General features: G+C 60.9%; 15 protein-coding genes and 4 tRNA genes. 6 read left to right on the forward strand and 13 right to left on the reverse strand.

What is annotated here, in order from left to right:
* Positions 1 to 374 precede the first annotated feature (374 nt).
* The 10 genes from M2397_RS17615 to uvrB all read right to left on the reverse strand — a co-directional run bounded on the left by M2397_RS17615 (position 375) and on the right by uvrB (position 7789).
* A complete protein-coding gene (locus tag M2397_RS17615; RefSeq protein WP_131699739.1) occupies positions 375 to 1334 on the reverse strand; it encodes a tRNA-dihydrouridine synthase in 960 nt (319 codons plus the stop codon).
* 55 nt (positions 1335 to 1389) lie between these two features.
* The gene (locus tag M2397_RS17620; protein WP_042571801.1) at positions 1390 to 1824 is read right to left on the reverse strand and encodes a thioesterase family protein; all 435 of its coding nucleotides are present in this window, start codon (positions 1822 to 1824) and stop codon (positions 1390 to 1392) included.
* A gap of 40 nt (positions 1825 to 1864) precedes the next feature.
* Positions 1865 to 2698, reverse strand: coding sequence for an alpha/beta hydrolase (locus M2397_RS17625; protein WP_131699740.1), 834 nt, complete (start codon positions 2696 to 2698; stop codon positions 1865 to 1867).
* Between the two features lie 14 nt (positions 2699 to 2712).
* A complete protein-coding gene (locus M2397_RS17630; RefSeq protein WP_184743106.1) occupies positions 2713 to 3252 on the reverse strand; it encodes a TetR/AcrR family transcriptional regulator in 540 nt (179 codons plus the stop codon).
* A gap of 181 nt (positions 3253 to 3433) precedes the next feature.
* Positions 3434 to 3509, reverse strand: a tRNA-Glu gene (locus M2397_RS17635).
* An 80-nt stretch (positions 3510 to 3589) separates the two neighbouring features.
* A tRNA-Ala gene (locus M2397_RS17640) sits at positions 3590 to 3665 on the reverse strand.
* 50 nt (positions 3666 to 3715) lie between these two features.
* Positions 3716 to 3791, reverse strand: a tRNA-Glu gene (locus M2397_RS17645).
* 78 nt (positions 3792 to 3869) lie between these two features.
* Positions 3870 to 3945 (reverse strand) — tRNA-Ala (locus tag M2397_RS17650).
* 147 nt (positions 3946 to 4092) lie between these two features.
* Positions 4093 to 5574: a glutamate--tRNA ligase gene (gltX, locus tag M2397_RS17655; protein ID WP_046068947.1), complete on the reverse strand. Its 1482-nt coding sequence runs from the start codon at positions 5572 to 5574 to the stop codon at positions 4093 to 4095.
* A 199-nt stretch (positions 5575 to 5773) separates the two neighbouring features.
* Complete coding sequence (gene uvrB, locus M2397_RS17660; RefSeq protein ID WP_131699742.1) at positions 5774 to 7789, reverse strand: excinuclease ABC subunit UvrB; 2016 nt, start codon at positions 7787 to 7789, stop codon at positions 5774 to 5776.
* A 342-nt stretch (positions 7790 to 8131) separates the two neighbouring features.
* Between uvrB and M2397_RS17665 the strand changes: the two genes are divergently transcribed.
* Entirely contained in the window at positions 8132 to 9328 is a 1197-nt protein-coding gene (locus M2397_RS17665; protein ID WP_167656367.1) for an amino acid aminotransferase, read from the forward strand.
* 111 nt (positions 9329 to 9439) lie between these two features.
* Complete coding sequence (locus M2397_RS17670; protein WP_074847327.1) at positions 9440 to 9649, forward strand: hypothetical protein; 210 nt, start codon at positions 9440 to 9442, stop codon at positions 9647 to 9649.
* Between the two features lie 6 nt (positions 9650 to 9655).
* On the opposite strand, the gene M2397_RS17675 is transcribed toward M2397_RS17670, so the two are convergent.
* On the reverse strand, positions 9656 to 10543 hold the full coding sequence (locus tag M2397_RS17675; RefSeq protein ID WP_259244157.1) for a putrescine utilization regulator PtrR: 888 nt from the start codon (positions 10541 to 10543) through the stop codon (positions 9656 to 9658).
* A gap of 103 nt (positions 10544 to 10646) precedes the next feature.
* Between M2397_RS17675 and M2397_RS17680 the strand changes: the two genes are divergently transcribed.
* The 3 genes from M2397_RS17680 (at position 10647) to M2397_RS17690 (ending at position 13934) form a co-directional block, all read left to right on the forward strand.
* Complete coding sequence (locus tag M2397_RS17680) at positions 10647 to 12038, forward strand: aldehyde dehydrogenase family protein (protein WP_259244158.1); 1392 nt, start codon at positions 10647 to 10649, stop codon at positions 12036 to 12038.
* A gap of 73 nt (positions 12039 to 12111) precedes the next feature.
* Positions 12112 to 13554, forward strand: a complete 1443-nt coding sequence (locus tag M2397_RS17685; RefSeq protein ID WP_184743115.1) for an ATPase domain-containing protein — start codon at positions 12112 to 12114, stop codon at positions 13552 to 13554.
* A 23-nt stretch (positions 13555 to 13577) separates the two neighbouring features.
* Complete coding sequence (locus M2397_RS17690; protein WP_184743118.1) at positions 13578 to 13934, forward strand: response regulator; 357 nt, start codon at positions 13578 to 13580, stop codon at positions 13932 to 13934.
* A gap of 2 nt (positions 13935 to 13936) precedes the next feature.
* On the opposite strand, the gene M2397_RS17695 is transcribed toward M2397_RS17690, so the two are convergent.
* Together M2397_RS17695 and M2397_RS17700 are read right to left on the reverse strand one after the other, a co-directional pair.
* Positions 13937 to 14242, reverse strand: coding sequence for a protealysin inhibitor emfourin (locus M2397_RS17695; protein WP_131699748.1), 306 nt, complete (start codon positions 14240 to 14242; stop codon positions 13937 to 13939).
* Between the two features lie 14 nt (positions 14243 to 14256).
* Positions 14257 to 15318, reverse strand: coding sequence for a M4 family metallopeptidase (locus M2397_RS17700; RefSeq protein ID WP_131699749.1), 1062 nt, complete (start codon positions 15316 to 15318; stop codon positions 14257 to 14259).
* Between the two features lie 139 nt (positions 15319 to 15457).
* On the opposite strand from M2397_RS17700, the gene M2397_RS17705 reads away from it, so the two are divergent.
* The gene (locus M2397_RS17705) at positions 15458 to 16387 is read left to right on the forward strand and encodes a DNA/RNA non-specific endonuclease (protein ID WP_184743121.1); all 930 of its coding nucleotides are present in this window, start codon (positions 15458 to 15460) and stop codon (positions 16385 to 16387) included.
* Positions 16388 to 16397: the final 10 nt, after the last annotated feature.

The raw sequence follows: 16397 nt of genomic DNA on the forward strand, positions 1-16397 counted from the left end.
GGAATCTGACGCCATCAAGTTCCAGAAATCGCGGTTCACATAAGGAAAGGAAACCAAACTTTCGGACTTTGCCTCATCGCTATCCCCAGAAAGCCGCGATTCAACCCGCATGCGCGCATTGCCGGTAGACACAAGCACTAATAAACCGCCGCGCATGTCATTAAGCGAAATCATTAGCCGCCCCATTAAATCAATGTTTGTGCTAGTTCACGCGCACAGGAATACCATCAGCACGACCAGCCCGCCCCGCTAAAAAAATGACAGGAACTTACAGAGTGATTCAGTAGTAACGTTTAAATACCTTAAAATGCAAAATGCTCCGTATCTTTCGATAAGGAGCATTCGCTTGAAATACAGGCAGACAGTTTCCAGTGTCAGGCCGCGCCCAAAGGACTCATCCCTAATAAACGACTGACGTGGTCCAATTCGGTTTCCCGGCGCAGAGCGGTAAACAGTTCCACCGCTTCCGGGTAATTGCGCGTTAGCATCGCCAGCCACTGCTTCAAGCGACCAGGCGCCTGACGATCAGTCAACTGCGCCACGCACTGGGTCCAGAAGCCCTGAAGCATAGGCTGCAGTTGAGCCCAGGTCATTTCCACCACCTCTCCACCTGCACGTGCGGCGGCGATTTGCCGGGCCAGGTCTGGGCGCGCCACCAAGCCACGACCGAGCATGATGTCTTCGACACCACTGATCTCCCGACAGCGCCGCCAGTCTTCTACGCTCCAGATATCGCCGTTGGCGAACACCGGCACCTTGACCACATCCTGTACACGCGGAATCCACTCCCAGTGGGCTGGCGGTTTGTAGCCATCGGTCTTGGTACGCGCATGCACCACGATATGCGCCGCACCACCTTCGGCCAGTGCCGTGGCACACACCAGCGCGCCATCCGGGCTGTCGAAGCCCAGGCGCATCTTGGCGGTGACCGGGATATGGGCAGGCACGGCACGACGCACGTGTTCGACGATCCGATTGAGCAGCTCCGGCTCCTTGAGCAGCACCGCACCGCCACGGGATTTATTGACGGTCTTGGCCGGGCAGCCGAAGTTCAGGTCGATGACTTCGGAGCCCAGCTCGCAGGCCAACGCGGCGTTTTCCGCCAGGCACACCGGGTCGGAACCGAGCAATTGCACGCGCAACGGCACACCGGCTGCGGTATGGGCGCCGTGCAGCAGTTCCGGGGCGAGCTTGTGGAAATACGCCGGGGTGAGCAGGCGGTCGTTGACGCGGATGAACTCGGTCACGCACCAGTCGATACCGCCCACGCGGGTCAACACGTCCCGCAGGATGTTGTCGACCAACCCCTCCATGGGCGCCAAAGCAATTTGCATGGAAAACACTCAACAAAAATCGTGGCGCAGTTTACTGGGTTTCCCGCGGCAACCGTTAACCCCCTGTCAGGGCGGGGCCATAACCGTCGAGAAACTCGGCCGGCATGCGCTTGGGCTTGCCGGTGGACAATTCGATGCAGACAAAGGTGGTGTGCGCCCGCAGCAAGGTCGCACCATCACGCGGGCGTACCAACTGGAAACGGCGGGTCATCTTCAGGCGCTGATCCCAATCGACGATCCACGTGGCCAACTGCAGCTCGTCGCCTTCGTAGCCTGCCGCCAGGTAATCGATTTCATGGCGCACCACCGCCATGGCACGGTCCAGGCGGCGGTATTCGGTGAGGTCCAGCCCCAGGCGCTGGGAGTGGCGCCAGGCGCAGCGCTCCAGCCAGGACACGTACACCGCGTTATTGGCGTGCCCCAGGCCGTCGATGTCTTCAGGCGCGACCTGCAGATCGATGATAAACGGCGTTGCCAAATCCCAGCCCATGCCTTGCTCCAGTCGATTGATGTCGGCGGGGGGCAGTGTATCAGGCGGTTTGCCGGTCCTGTAGACGGCGCCCCGCCAACAACGCCAGCACGCCCTCGATCACCCGGGGATCGGCCAGCACTTTCTGGTGCCCGCCCTGCTCCAGGCGCAGCAGGCGGCTGTCGAACCAGGCTTCGTGGATGGCTTGAGACGCCTTGACCGGAACGAAGGTATCGTCTTCGGCGTGCACGATCAGGCCAGGGATATTCATCTGGTAATGGGCCACATCCAGGTGTTTGAGCGGCATTCCGAAGGTCAACTCCACCCCCTGGATAAATGCCGAGCGTGCACGCGCCGGTAAACCGACCATATGGGTAAAGCCGCGCAGCACATCCAGGAAGCGTGACGGGGCGGCGATGCTCACCAACGCCTCGGTACGCAGCCCCAACTGCACTGCCAGCATCGCACTGGCACCGCCCATGGAATGGCCGATCACAGCGTGCAGCGGCGGCAGTTCGGCAGCCGCCTCCAGCATGGCCCGGGCGAACAGCAGCACGTGAGCCTCCCGTCCCGGCGAACGACCATGGGCGGGGCCGTCCAGGGCAATCACGGAGTATCCGTTGTCTATCAACGCGGTGATCAAGCTGGCGAACTGGGTTGGACGACCTTCCCAGCCGTGCATCAACAACACCGCAGGGCCTTGACCCCAGCGCAGGGCGGACAGGCCGAAACGCAAGGTAATGCGTTCCGATTGCGCCAGCAGCGGCAGTTCCCAGTCACGCGGCGGCAGGTCGCGTGGCGTCATGAAGACACGCCGCATCTTATTGGCCACGGTTTGCGGTGCCAGGTGTCCCACGGTGCCGTTGAAGCGACGAAGCCAGGTTAACGCGCCCATCCTCGCACCCTCTTTTAGCGCACAGCCGACTTGGCCGCACGTAACACTCGGTCCGACAGCTCGCCCGGACCCAGGGCACGCGCCAAGGCCAGTCCACCGATCATCAACGCCATATCAGCCAAGGCTTTGTCGGTGTCTTCAGGACTGGCGGCGAGCTGGGCAACCATCAGTTCCACATGCTCGTTCAGCACTTCGCGAAAGGCGTCCGGCAGCCGCGCCATCTCGCCCACGGTAGCTGGGATCGGGCATGCTTGAACCGTTGAATCGCGATGCTTGCGCGACAGATAAAATGCCGCCACCAGGCCTCTGCGCTCTTCTCCCGTCAGTTGTGCGTCGATATCGTCGATAGCGGCACGACGGCGCGCCAACAGCTGGGTGAAGGCCTCCAGCATCAAGGCGTCCTTGCTTTCAAAGTGCGCGTAAAAACCACCGACGGTCAGCCCCGCCGCGCCCATGACTTCACCCACGCTAGGCTCGGCTGGACCACGCTGGATCAACGCGGCGCTGGCGGCTTGCAGAATACGTTCGCGGGTTTGCGCTTTTTTATCGCTCATCGTTGCCTCCGACTTTCCTGAGTTAAATATTATTACCATAATAATATTTAGCAAGCGACAGACATGACCACTGGTCAGCACAAAAAAGGGAATGGAAGAGAGAATTGGCCAAACGCCAGACAAACAAAAGGGCCATTCAATAATTGAATGACCCTTAAAAATCCCGCAAAGCGGGTAATCGTGGCGTCCCCTAGGGGACTCGAACCCCTGTTACCGCCGTGAAAGGGCGGTGTCCTAGGCCACTAGACGAAGGGGACACAAACCTTCTATACACCTGATCAGTGCTGAGAACTGATCTGATTCAAGGACGGTGTGGCCGGACCTTGAACCTGTAAATTGGTGGAGCTAAACGGGATCGAACCGTTGACCTCTTGCATGCCATGCAAGCGCTCTCCCAGCTGAGCTATAGCCCCGGATTTTTCGCCTCGCGGCGCAGCAGACCTTTCGAACTGCTTGTTGAAACTGGCGTCCCCTAGGGGACTCGAACCCCTGTTACCGCCGTGAAAGGGCGGTGTCCTAGGCCACTAGACGAAGGGGACAAAACCTTCTGTACACCTGATCAGCGCTGAGAGCTGATCGACTCAAGGACGGTGTGGCCAGACCTTGAACCTGTAAATTGGTGGAGCTAAACGGGATCGAACCGTTGACCTCTTGCATGCCATGCAAGCGCTCTCCCAGCTGAGCTATAGCCCCTCATCGGTGAGGACGGGGCGAATCTTAATGGCGGTTTGGAAACGTGTCAAATTTATTTTCAACATTTTCCAAAGTTTTTTGCCGGGATAACAATCACTTACCGACGAAACCCCGGAAAACCTGGGTTTCGTCGCTGCAGCGGACTGTTTAAGCGATAGCGCCCAACAGCTTTTCCCACTCTTTGTTTTCTTTCTTCGATACACCACCAAGCAAATCAAGGGCTTGGCGCAGGCGGAAACGCGTCAGGTCCGGGCCAAGAATTTCCATCGCATCCAGCACAGAGACCGAACTGGCCTGCCCGGTGATCGCAGCAAACATCAGCGGCATGGCATCGCGCAATTTCAGCTCCAGGGATTCAACTACCGCCTGGATCGTCGCGGTGATCGCATCCTTCTCCCACTGGCGCAGGCTTTCCAGCTTCCACAGGATCAACTGCATCAGTTGGCGAACCTGGTCAGCCGAGAGCTTCTTGGATTCGAACAACTTGGCATCCGGGTTCACGCCACCGGCAAAGAAGAAGCTGGCCAACGGTGCGACCTGGCTGAACGTCTCCACCCTGCCCTGCACCAACGGCGCGATCTTCATCATGTATTCAGGGTTCAGCGCCCATTGCTGCACGCGGCTGGCGAATTCTTCCACCGGCAGATCACGCAGCCACTGGCCATTGAGCCACGACAGTTTCTCGATATCGAAGATAGGCCCGCCCAGCGATACGCGGGACAGGTCGAAGTTGTCGACCATTTCCTGCAGCGAGAACTTCTCGCGCTCGTCCGGCATCGACCAGCCCATGCGGCCCAGGTAGTTGAGCATCGCTTCCGGCATGAAGCCCATGCGCTCGTAGAACGTCACCGATGTGGGGTTCTTGCGCTTGGACAGCTTGCTCTTGTCCGGGTTGCGCAGCAGCGGCATGTAGCACAGCTGCGGCTGTTCCCAACCGAAGTACTCGTAAAGCAGGATCAGTTTCGGCGCCGACGGCAGCCACTCTTCGCCGCGCAGCACGTGGGTGATGCCCATCAGGTGGTCGTCGACCACGTTGGCCAGGAAGTACGTCGGCAGGCCATCGGTCTTCATCAACACCTGCATGTCCATGCGGTCCCACGGGATCTCGACATCACCGCGCAGCATGTCCGGCACCACGCACACGCCTTCGCTCGGCACTTTCATGCGGATAACGTGAGGTTCACCGGCGGCCAGGCGGGCAGCCACTTCCTCTTTCGACAGCAGCAACGCGCGGCCATCGTAGCGCGGGGTTTCGCCACGGGCCTGTTGCTCGGCGCGCATCTGGTCGAGTTCTTCAGCGGTGCAGAAGCATGGGAACGCATGGCCCATGTCGACCAGTTGCTGGGTGTACTGCTTGTAGATGTCGCTGCGCTCGCTCTGGCGATACGGGCCGTGCGGGCCGCCGACGTCCGGGCCTTCGGCCCAGGTGATGCCCAACCAGCGCAAAGCATCGAAAATCTGCTGTTCCGACTCGCGGGTGGAGCGCAGTTGATCGGTGTCTTCGATCCGCAGGATGAATTCACCGCCGTGCTGCTTGGCAAAGCAGTAGTTGAACAAGGCGATGTAGGCAGTGCCGACGTGGGGATCCCCAGTAGGCGATGGCGCGATGCGCGTGCGGACGGTGGTCATGGCAGGTCTCGAATGGGCGATGTAACTGAAATTGAAACAAGGGGCGAATGGTAACAGCCTGGGTGATTTCTGGAAAACCGAGGGCAGCCATCGGGGGCAAGTCGAATCGTCGCACCGCCCCTCCCACATTTGACGGTGTTCGCCACTCAAAGTGTGGGAGGGGGCCTGCCCCCGATGAGGCTGGTCAAGTCACCGCCAATCAAACCGCCAGCAGGCGCTCACGCAACTTGCCAATTTCATCGCGGGTCTGCGCCGCCGCCTCAAACTCCAGATCCCGCGCCAGCTGATACATCTTCTCTTCCAACTGGCGAATCCGCTTGGTGATCTCACTCGGCGAGCGCAGTTCGTTCTCGTACTTGGCGCTTTCCTCGGCAGCCTTGGCCATGCCCTTGCGCTTCTTGCTGCGCGAGCCCGGCACGGTGGCGCCTTCCATGATGTCGGCAACGTCCTTGAACACGCCTTTAGGCGTAATGCCGTTTTCCAGGTTGAAGGCAATTTGCTTGTCGCGACGGCGTTGCGTCTCGCCAATAGCCCGTTCCATGGAGCCGGTGATGCGATCCGCGTAGAGAATCGCCCGGCCATTGAGGTTTCGGGCTGCGCGGCCGATGGTCTGGATCAGCGAGCGTTCGGAGCGCAGGAACCCCTCCTTGTCCGCATCGAGGATCGCTACCAGCGACACTTCCGGCATGTCCAGGCCTTCGCGCAGCAGGTTGATGCCCACCAGCACATCAAAGGTGCCCAGGCGCAGGTCGCGGATGATTTCCACGCGCTCCACGGTGTCGATGTCCGAGTGCAGGTAGCGCACCCGCACGCCGTGGTCGGCGAGGTAGTCGGTCAAGTCTTCGGACATGCGCTTGGTCAGTGTGGTGACCAGCACCCGCTCCTCCAGGGCCACACGCTTATGGATCTCCGACAACAGGTCATCAACCTGGGTCAGCGCCGGGCGAATTTCGATTTCCGGATCGACCAGACCGGTCGGCCGCACCAGTTGCTCGATCACACGGCCGGCATGCTCGGCCTCGTAGTTGCCCGGCGTGGCCGACACAAAGATGGTCTGCGGGCTGATGGCTTCCCACTCGTCGAAGCGCATCGGCCGGTTGTCCAGCGCCGAAGGCAGACGGAAGCCGTACTCCACCAGGGTTTCCTTACGCGAGCGGTCGCCCTTATACATGGCGCCCACTTGCGGCACGCTGACGTGGGATTCGTCGATCACCAGCAGTGCGTCGTCGGGCAGGTAGTCGTAGAGGGTCGGCGGCGGCGCGCCGGAGTCACGGCCCGAGAGGTAGCGCGAGTAGTTTTCGATGCCGTTGCAGTAGCCCAGCTCGAGAATCATCTCCAGGTCAAAGCGCGTGCGCTGCTCCAGGCGCTGGGCCTCCACCAGCTTGTTGTTGGCGCGCAGGTACTCCAGGCGCTCGGCCAGCTCGACCTTGATGCCCTCGATGGCGCCCATCAGGGTTTCGCGCGGGGTCACATAGTGGCTTTTCGGATAGAAGGTGAAACGCGGCAGCTTGCGGATCACCTCGCCGGTCAACGGGTCGAAGGCCGACAGGCTCTCGACTTCATCGTCAAACAGCTCGATGCGGATCGCCTCCAGGTCGGATTCGGCCGGGTAGATGTCGATCACATCGCCACGCACGCGGAAGGTCGCGCGGGCAAAATCCATGTCGTTGCGCGTGTACTGCAGGCTGGTCAGGCGGCGCAGCAGCTCGCGCTGGTCGAGTTTGTCGCCGCGGTCGACGTGCAGCACCATCTTCAAATAGGTTTCCGGGCTGCCCAGGCCATAGATGCACGACACCGTGGTGACGATGATCGCGTCCTTGCGCTCCAGCAATGCCTTAGTCGCCGACAGCCGCATCTGCTCGATATGGTCGTTGATCGACGCATCCTTCTCGATAAAGGTATCGGAGGACGGCACATACGCTTCGGGCTGGTAGTAGTCGTAGTAAGAAACGAAGTACTCCACCGCGTTGTTCGGGAAGAACGCCTTGAACTCGCCATACAACTGCGCGGCCAGGGTCTTGTTAGGGGCCAACACCAGCGTGGGGCGGTTGATCTGCGCAATCACGTTGGCGATGCTGAACGTCTTGCCCGAACCGGTCACCCCGAGCAGCGTCTGGTGCGCCAGGCCGGCCTCGATGCCTTCGACCATCTGGCGAATGGCCTCGGGCTGGTCGCCGGCAGGTTCAAAGCGGGTGACTAGTTGGAAATCCGACATAACGTACCTCTTGAAGTCACCCCAGACTGTAAACCCGTCGGGGACGAAAAAGACCACAACCCGCGAAGTTTCAGAGCGGGTCGTAGGAAAAAACCATGATAGCTGTAGAAGTGGTGGCGAATGTGACGGGTTTCAAGGCAATCGTCCCGCCTGCCGTCATTGACCAATGTTGCAATAAGACTAACGGTCGGCAAATAAACCGAAAAACTTGGCCGAAAAGCCGTTTCGGTTGTCGCCCTCAGCCGTGATGGCCTCTATACTAGCTCCCCGTTTGTGCACCGCTCTAGTGCATTCGGCTGGAGCGCGACACGTCCCTCCCTTCCCCCATAGAGCCGCCGCAAAATGAGCCTGTTCTCCGCTGTCGAAATGGCACCACGCGATCCAATCCTGGGCCTCAACGAAGCATTCAACGCCGACACACGAACCACCAAGGTCAACCTTGGCGTGGGCGTTTATTGCAACGAGGAGGGGAAGATTCCACTCTTGCGTGCCGTTGCCGAAGCGGAAGCCATTCGCGTGGCGCAACACGCCGCCCGTGGCTACTTGCCGATCGACGGCATCGCGGCCTACGACAAGGCCGTGCAAACCCTGCTGTTCGGCACCGAATCGCCCCTGCTCGAAGCTGGCCGCGTCGTGACCGTGCAGGCCGTTGGCGGCACCGGCGCCCTAAAGATCGGTGCTGACTTCCTCAAGCAGCTGCTGCCCGACGCCGTCGTCGCCATCAGCGACCCAAGCTGGGAAAACCACCGCGCCCTGTTCGAAACCGCGGGCTTCCCGGTGCAGAACTACCGCTACTACGACGCCGCCACCCACGACGTGAACCGCGCCGGCCTGCTCGAAGACCTCAACGCCCTGCCGCCCCAGTCCATCGTGGTGCTGCACGCCTGCTGCCATAACCCGACCGGCGTCGACCTGAGCCCGGCCGACTGGCAACAAGTACTGGACGTGGTCAAGGCCAGGAACCTGGTGCCGTTCCTCGACATGGCCTACCAGGGCTTTGGCGACGGTATCCACGAAGACGCCGCAGCCGTGCGCCTGTTCGCCGAATCGGGCCTGACCTTCTTTGTCTCCAGCTCGTTCTCCAAGTCGTTCTCCCTGTACGGCGAGCGTGTGGGCGCACTGTCCATCGTCGGCGACTCCAAGGAAGAAAGTGCGCGCATCCTGTCCCAGGTCAAGCGCGTGATCCGCACCAACTACTCCAACCCGCCAACCCATGGCGCAGCGATTGTTGCCGCAGTGCTGAACAGCCCTGAGCTGCGCGCCCAGTGGGAAGCCGAGCTGGCCGAGATGCGCCTGCGCATCCGTGGCATGCGTGAGCAGATGGTTGCCGAGCTGGCCAAGGCTGCTCCTGGCCACGACTTCAGCTTCGTCGGTCGCCAGCGCGGGATGTTCTCCTACTCCGGCCTGACCGTTGAGCAAGTCACCCGCCTGCGCAGCGAGTTTGGTATCTACGCGCTGGATACCGGGCGTATCTGTGTGGCGGCCTTGAACCAGTCGAACATTGCTGCGGTAACAAAGGCGATTGTTCAGGTTCTATAAGCCTGACGGCGTTATACGAAGGGAAGCCGTGGCTTCCCTTTTTAATGCCTGTCGGAAAAGCCCCTGCTCCCCTAGACTGAGCAGCGATTGCCCTTTTGTTATGAGAGCCCTATGAAAAACGACGACCTGAACCTGCACGCCGACCCCGACGACCAGGAGCATTTCACCCCGCGCGCGCCACAAGCCAAGCGCCAGAAAAGCCTGGTGCTGCAAGTGGCGTTGGGTGTGTTCCTGGGCGGCCTGGCGTTGTGGCTGGTGCAGTTGGGCGCGACCGCGATCATGGCCAAATTGGCCATGGGCACCTTCCAGTTCGGCGGCTGATAGCGATCAAAATGTGGGAGGCGCGGAGTTTTGAAGAGCGCACTCCTCCAGTAGCTTGACGAAGCTGTTCAAACTCTGCGACACCGTGCCACGGCGCCAGATCAGCCAGGTATGCAAGGTGCGAAAACTGTCCGTCAGCGGCCACACGCTCACCGTGGTAAACCCCGGCATGCTTTCGAGCATGCTGCGTGGCATCAGCGCCAGGCCGGCCCCGGCGCTGACGCAGGCGAGCATGCCGTGGTAGGACTCCATCTCGAAGATCCTCCCCGGCACCGCGCCGTCCTGTGCGAACCAGCGCTCGAAATGGTGCCGGTAGGAACAGTTGGAGCGAAAGGTGTAGATGCTCTCCCCGTTCACATCCTGCCCTCGCGTGATCGGCCCGTGGTGCAGCGGCGCAATCACCACCATCTCCTCTTCAAACACCGCCACGCCTTCCAGGGTGGCATGCAATACCGGCCCATCGACAAACGCCGCCGCCAGCCGCCCCGACAGCACGCCCTCGATCATCGTGCCCGATGGCCCGGTGCTCAGGTCCAGTTCGACCTTGGTGTGCTTCTGGTTGTATGCCGCGAGCAACGCCGGGATACGCACCGCCGCCGTGCTTTCCAGGGAACCGAGGGCAAACGCGCCCTGGGGCTCCTCCCCCGCCACCGTCGCGCGGGCCTCCTGGACCAGGTCGAGAATACGCCGCGCATAGCCGAGAAAATTCCACCCGGCGGGCGACAGCCGCAGGCGACTCTTCTCGCGGATAAACAACTCCACGCCCAAATCCTGCTCCAGTTGCTTGATGCGCGTGGTCAGGTTCGACGGCACCCGATGAATCAACTGCGCGGCGGCGCTGATGCTGCCTTGCTCGGCAACGGCCTTGAAGATTTCCAGCTGCACCAGATCCAAATCATTCTCCAATCGTGAATGTATTGCTTAATATTATTCAGTTTCCAGAAAACATGCATCCCCGTAGGCTGAACCCATTCCACTCATTCAGCCGGACGGTGCCATGAACGCTATTTCTCCCCAGACCCACGCCCTGTCGATCAACCCCGCCACCGGCGAAACCGTCGGCAGCTACCCCTACGAAACCGCCGCGCAGCTGGATGCCGCCCTCGACCGTGCTACCGCAGCCTTCCGCACCTGGCGCCGCCAGCCGGTCAGCCAGCGTGCCGAATTGCTGCTGGCCCTGGCCGGCGCCCTGCGCGATCAAGCCGAAGAGATGGCGCAGATGATCACCCTGGAAATGGGCAAGCCCATCACCCAGGCCCGTGCCGAAATCGAAAAATGCGCCCAGCTCAGCGAGTGGTACGCCGCCCAGGGCCCGGCCATGCTGGCCCCGGAACCCACTCAGGTGGACAACGGCAGCGCCCAGATCGAATACCGCCCGCTGGGCCCGATCCTCGCCGTGATGCCGTGGAACTTCCCGGTGTGGCAAGTGCTGCGCGGCGCCGTGCCGACCCTGCTCGCCGGCAACACCTACGTGCTCAAACACGCCCCGAACGTGATGGGCAGCGCCTACCTGATGAAAGCGGCGTTCCAGAAAGCCGGTTTCCCCGCAGGCCTGTTCGAAGTCATCAACGTGACCCAGGACGGCGTATCCAAGGCCATCGCCGACCCGCGCATCGCCGCCGTCACCCTCACCGGCAGCGTACGTGCCGGCATGGCCATCGGTTCCCAGGCCGGCGCCGCGCTGAAAAAATGCGTGCTGGAACTGGGTGGCTCCGACCCGTTTATCGTGCTCAACGACGCCGACCTCGACGCCGCCGTGCAGGCCGCCGTGATCGGTCGTTTCCAGAACAGTGGCCAGGTCTGCGCCGCCGCCAAGCGCCTGATCATCGAAGCCGGTGTGGTGGACGCCTTCACCGTCAAGTTCGTCGAAGCCAGCCGCGCGCTGGTGATGGGCGACCCGACCTCGGCCAGCACCTACGTCGGTCCGATGGCGCGCTTCGACCTGCGCGACGAGCTGCACGGCCAGGTCCAGGCCACCCTGGAAGAAGGCGCCACCCTGCTGCTGGGTGGCCACAAAGTCGCCGGCGCCGCCAACTACTATGAGCCGACCGTACTGGCCGACGTCACCGACCAGATGACCTCATTCAAACAGGAACTGTTTGGCCCCGTGGCCTCGATCATCACCGCCCGCGACGCCGACCACGCCGTGGCCCTGGCCAATGACAGCGAGTTCGGCCTCACCGCCAGCATCTTCACCGCCGACCCGGCCAAGGCCCACGACATCGCCAACCAGTTGGAAACCGGCGGGATCTTCGTCAACGCGTTCAGCGTATCCGACCCTCGGGTGGCGTTTGGCGGCGTGAAGAAGAGCGGGTTTGGGCGCGAGTTGTCGCATTTTGGCGTACGCGAATTCTGCAATGCACAGACCGTGTGGCTGGATCGCAAGTAGCAGCAGTGAACAAATGACGTTAGCATTCTGTCCACTCGGCTTAACAGCATGTTTTTAGGGTCAGGATCGCACTGTGGAAAAGCTAAATCGCCTTCAAAGCGGAATCGAAGGGCTGGACGCTCTGCTCAAGGGCGGGCTGGTGTCTGGGGCGTCCTATATCATTCAGGGCCGCCCCGGCTCAGGTAAAACCATCCTTGCCAACCAGCTGGGGTTTCATCACGCGCGTAATGGCGGCCGAGTCCTGGTTGCCACGCTGTTGGCGGAATCCCACGACCGCCTTTTCCAGTTCCTCTCTACACTGAGCTTTTTTGACGCCTCCCGTGTCGGCGCCGAAATCCAGTTTGTCAGCGCCTTCGACACCCTGGAAAACGAAGGCCTCGACGAAGTGGTCAAGCTGCTCAGGCGTGAGATCAGCAGGCAGAGGGCCACCGTCATGGTGGTGGACGGCTTGTTGAACGCGCGTTCCAAGGCCGACTCACCGATCGACACGAAAAAATTCATTTCCGAACTCCAAGGGCATGCCGCCTTCGCCGGTTGCACGGTGTTGTTCCTCACCAGCTCACGCCTGGATGACGGCAGCCCGGAACACACCATGGTCGATGGCGTGATCGAAATGGGTGAGGAACTGTTCGGCACCCGATCCGTGCGCCGTATCCAGTTGCGCAAGACCCGCGGCAGCGGCGCGCTCACCGGCCTGCACGAGTGTGAAATCAACGACGACGGCCTGGTGGTGTACCCACGCCTGGAAAGCCTCTATGGCCGGCCGTCCGCGCCCGACAGCGCCGACCTGACGCGCATCGCCAGCGGTATCGGCTCGTTGGACGGCATCCTCGGCGGTGGGCTGCACAGTTCCAGCGTGACCCTGGTCATGGGGCCGTCGGGCATTGGCAAGACCACCCTGGGCCTCAAGTTCCTCTCGGAATCGACGGTAGACGCTCCCGGCCTGCACTTCGGCTTCTACGAAAGCCCTCAGCGCCTGCGGCTCAAAGGCCAATCCCTGGGCATCGATATCCAGGAGATGGAAGACAGTGGCGCACTGACCATCGCCTGGCAGCCCACCACCGAAGGCCTGCTGGACGGGCTGGGTGCGCGATTGCTGCGCCTGGTCGAGGAAAAGGGCATCAAGCGCCTGTTCATCGACAGCTTGAGCGGCATGACCCGCGTCTCCAACAACCCGGCGCGGATCACCGATTTCTACAGCGCACTGATGAACGAACTGCGCGCCAGGGGCGTCACGGTGTTTGCCACGTGGGAGATGCATGATCTGTTCGGCGCGGAGGTCACTTCACCCGCATCTGAACTGTCGAGCATTGCCGACAACCTCATGCTTATGCGTTTCTTCGAGATTCAGTCTGAACTTAGAAGGACGCTTTCCATTCTTAAGGTCAGAGACAGCTTTTATGACCCCTCATTATTGGAGGTGGTGATCCGTGACCAAGCCGTTGACTTAAGAAAGGTCTCAACAAATGCCCCCTCAGTTGCATCCAATTCAGCGCTGCCTGGTTCAGCTTTTTAAGTCTTTGGGTAGGTTGAATTGACATGGCCACCATCCTGGTCGTCGATGACGAGTACTTGATCGCCGATATCCTTGCCTATGCACTGGAAGATGAGGGGTTCATGGTCGTCACAGCTGGCAATGGGAAAAAGGCGCTGGAGGTGCTGGAGCGAGAACGGCCGTCGCTGATCATCACCGATTTCATGATGCCGGTGATGGACGGTGAGGAGTTCGCCGAAGCGGTGCGCGCGCTGCCGACCGTCAAGCACCTGCCGATTATCCTGATCAGCGGCGCGCAGGCCCATATCGGCATGCAGCGCTCGGACCTGTTCGATGCGGTGCTGGACAAGCCGTTCAACATCGACAAGATCATTACCAAGGTGAAGGAACTGCTGGGGTGACCTCAACTGCGGATATGCCGGCGCACACACTGCACCAGCCCATCCAGCGCCTGCGACTTCACCGGCGCGAGCACGCACACCGTATGTTCCTGCTGGCCTTCCTTCACGGTCAGGGTGTAGTGCACCTGGCCTGGATCTCCGGGCTCTGGCGTGGTGCTCTGCGGCAACTGAAAGAAGTTTGAAGCCTCGATCAGCTGCCGCAACTCTTGCTGGTCCGGCTCGGGCAACGTGTTCAACTCCACCGTACGAGGCTTGGCCAAACCCGGAAAAAACGCCGGCCCGCCGTTTTCCTTGATCGAAATTTGCATGGTTGTTCCTCACGTCAGACGTTAATGCCAACCGCTTTCCAGCCCTCCTTGACCGCCTTGTGCTCCTCCTTGTTCGCGCCGTAGAGACGGCCGGCGATATCGTAGGTTATACGCGCGAAACGCAAAAAACCCGAGTTCGGCCGCAACCGCGCATCGCGCAGCGCGTCATACCAGATGCGCCCAGCGCGCTCCCAGGCAAACCCACCTATCTTCGTCGCCACTTGATAGAACGCATGGTTGGGAATGCCGGAATTGATATGCACCCCGCCATTGTCCTCGTAGGTCTGGACAAAATCATCCATATGCCCTGGCTGGGGGTCCTTGCCCAGCAGCTTGTCATCGAACGCCGTACCCGGGGCCTTCATCGAACGCAGAGCGGTGCCTTTGATCTTCTTGGTGAACAGCCCTTTGCCGATCAACCAGTCGGCGTCCTGGGCCGTTTGCTTCAACGCATACTGTTTGATCAGTGAGCCGAACACGTCCGACAGCGACTCGTTCAAGGCACCGGACTGATTGAAATACATCAGCTTGGCTTCGTCCTCGGTGACGCCATGGGCCAATTCATGGCCAATCACATCGAGGGCCACCGTGAAGCGATTGAATAACTGGTCATCGCCATCACCAAACACCATCTGGGTCGAGTTCCAGAACGCATTGTTATAGTTCTGGCCAAAGTGCACGGTGGCATCCAGCGCCATGCCGGCGTCGTCGATGGAGTTGCGGTCGAACACCTCTTCGAAAAAATCGAACGTGGCGCCCAAGCCGTCATAGGCTTCGTCCACGGCGGCGTCGCCACTGGCGGGCTGGCCTTCACCGCGGATCAGCTTGCCCGGCAGGCTGTCGGTGCCTTCGGCGCTGTAGATCGAGCGCCGTTTGCCGGCGCCCATCACCAGGGCCATGTGGGCCGGCCCCTTGGCGGGCACTGCGACCATGCGCAGCGAACGGAACGTGCTGTCCTTGGCGCGGGTGCGCAGCGCGATGTCGCGCTGGGCCTTATCACCGTGACGCGCGATCTGGTCGAGCATATACGGCGGAATCAGGCAGAAAATCGGGTTGCGGTGGTGGCGATCACACATTGGCTGGCTCCCTGTTGGCATATGGTGTAGCTCCGGTAACCGTTTGAGGATAGCCCCCCAGCGTTACCCCGTGTCATCAATTGTCATCAATTGTCATCAATCCATGTTGCAGTCGTGTTTATCCAAGGAGGACTTACCCATGCCAGCCCGCAAAGCCAAAATCGACCTTTCGCACCGCCCACGACTCGCCGATCTGCGCCCGTTGATCGCGACCACCCCCACGCTGATGGAGGCCCGGGCGGCGACGCCCCGTGTCACCGCCGCCAAGGATCTAAAGGACCGGCGCGGCTATGCAGCAGACTTTCTCAGCAGCTTCGTGGTGCCCTGGCCCACCGCCGATGAGGCATTGGCAGATGACGTAGAACCGCTGCGGCTGGACTACACGCATTTCTCGGTGACGATGTCCCGTTCCCGACGACTGGCGCTCTACGTGGGGGTCAATATCGACGGCGGGCAGCATGTGGAGATAATCCGCAGCAACGACACCTGGGCCTACGATGGTCGCCTGCCGATCAGCGCGCAGGTAGGCGAAGCGCTCTACACCAACAATGGCCTGGATCGCGGCCACCTGGTACGGCGCCAGGACCCCAACTGGGGCGACGAGGCGAAAACGGCCAACCTCGACACCTTCCACTTCACCAACTGCTCGCCGCAGATGAGCGGGTTCAACCAGAAGACCTGGCTGGAACTGGAAGACTACATCCTCAATAACACGCAACGTTGGAAAGCCCGGGCAACGGTGTTCAGCGGCCCGGTGTTCGCCGACGATGACCGCGTCTACCGAGGTATCAAAATCCCCAAGGCGTTCTGGAAAGTGGTGGCCTACCTCAGCGATGACGGCAAACCCTCTGCCAGTGCCTATATGATCGACCAAAGCCGCGAACTGGGTCAGCTCGACCTGATGTTCGGCCAGGTCAGGACCTACCAGCGGAGCGTGATCCAGATCGAACAATTGACCGGCATCCGCTTCGCCAACCTGGCGGACTACGACGGCTTCAGCAACGAAGAGCGCGCCACAGGCACGCGAATTGAAGCGCTGATCCGGGGCCCCGAGGATATTCGTCTCTGACTGGGCGCCC

The organism is Pseudomonas sp. BIGb0381 (genome assembly GCF_024809815.1).
Lineage (GTDB): Bacteria > Pseudomonadota > Gammaproteobacteria > Pseudomonadales > Pseudomonadaceae > Aquipseudomonas.

Excerpts from the sequence above, each read along its gene's own strand:
- M2397_RS17615 (WP_131699739.1), bottom strand. The coding sequence starts at position 1,334 with ATGCAAATTGCTTTGGCGCCCATGGAGGGGTTGGTCGACAACATCCTG.
- M2397_RS17620 (WP_042571801.1), bottom strand. The coding sequence starts at position 1,824 with ATGGGCTGGGATTTGGCAACGCCGTTTATCATCGATCTGCAGGTCGCG.
- M2397_RS17625 (WP_131699740.1), bottom strand. The coding sequence starts at position 2,698 with ATGGGCGCGTTAACCTGGCTTCGTCGCTTCAACGGCACCGTGGGACAC.
- M2397_RS17630 (WP_184743106.1), bottom strand. The coding sequence starts at position 3,252 with ATGAGCGATAAAAAAGCGCAAACCCGCGAACGTATTCTGCAAGCCGCC.
- gltX (WP_046068947.1), bottom strand. The coding sequence starts at position 5,574 with ATGACCACCGTCCGCACGCGCATCGCGCCATCGCCTACTGGGGATCCC.
- uvrB (WP_131699742.1), bottom strand. The coding sequence starts at position 7,789 with ATGTCGGATTTCCAACTAGTCACCCGCTTTGAACCTGCCGGCGACCAG.
- M2397_RS17665 (WP_167656367.1), top strand. The coding sequence starts at position 8,132 with ATGAGCCTGTTCTCCGCTGTCGAAATGGCACCACGCGATCCAATCCTG.
- M2397_RS17670 (WP_074847327.1), top strand. The coding sequence starts at position 9,440 with ATGAAAAACGACGACCTGAACCTGCACGCCGACCCCGACGACCAGGAG.
- M2397_RS17680 (WP_259244158.1), top strand. The coding sequence starts at position 10,647 with ATGAACGCTATTTCTCCCCAGACCCACGCCCTGTCGATCAACCCCGCC.
- M2397_RS17690 (WP_184743118.1), top strand. The coding sequence starts at position 13,578 with ATGGCCACCATCCTGGTCGTCGATGACGAGTACTTGATCGCCGATATC.
- M2397_RS17695 (WP_131699748.1), bottom strand. The coding sequence starts at position 14,242 with ATGCAAATTTCGATCAAGGAAAACGGCGGGCCGGCGTTTTTTCCGGGT.
- M2397_RS17700 (WP_131699749.1), bottom strand. The coding sequence starts at position 15,318 with ATGTGTGATCGCCACCACCGCAACCCGATTTTCTGCCTGATTCCGCCG.
- M2397_RS17705 (WP_184743121.1), top strand. The coding sequence starts at position 15,458 with ATGCCAGCCCGCAAAGCCAAAATCGACCTTTCGCACCGCCCACGACTC.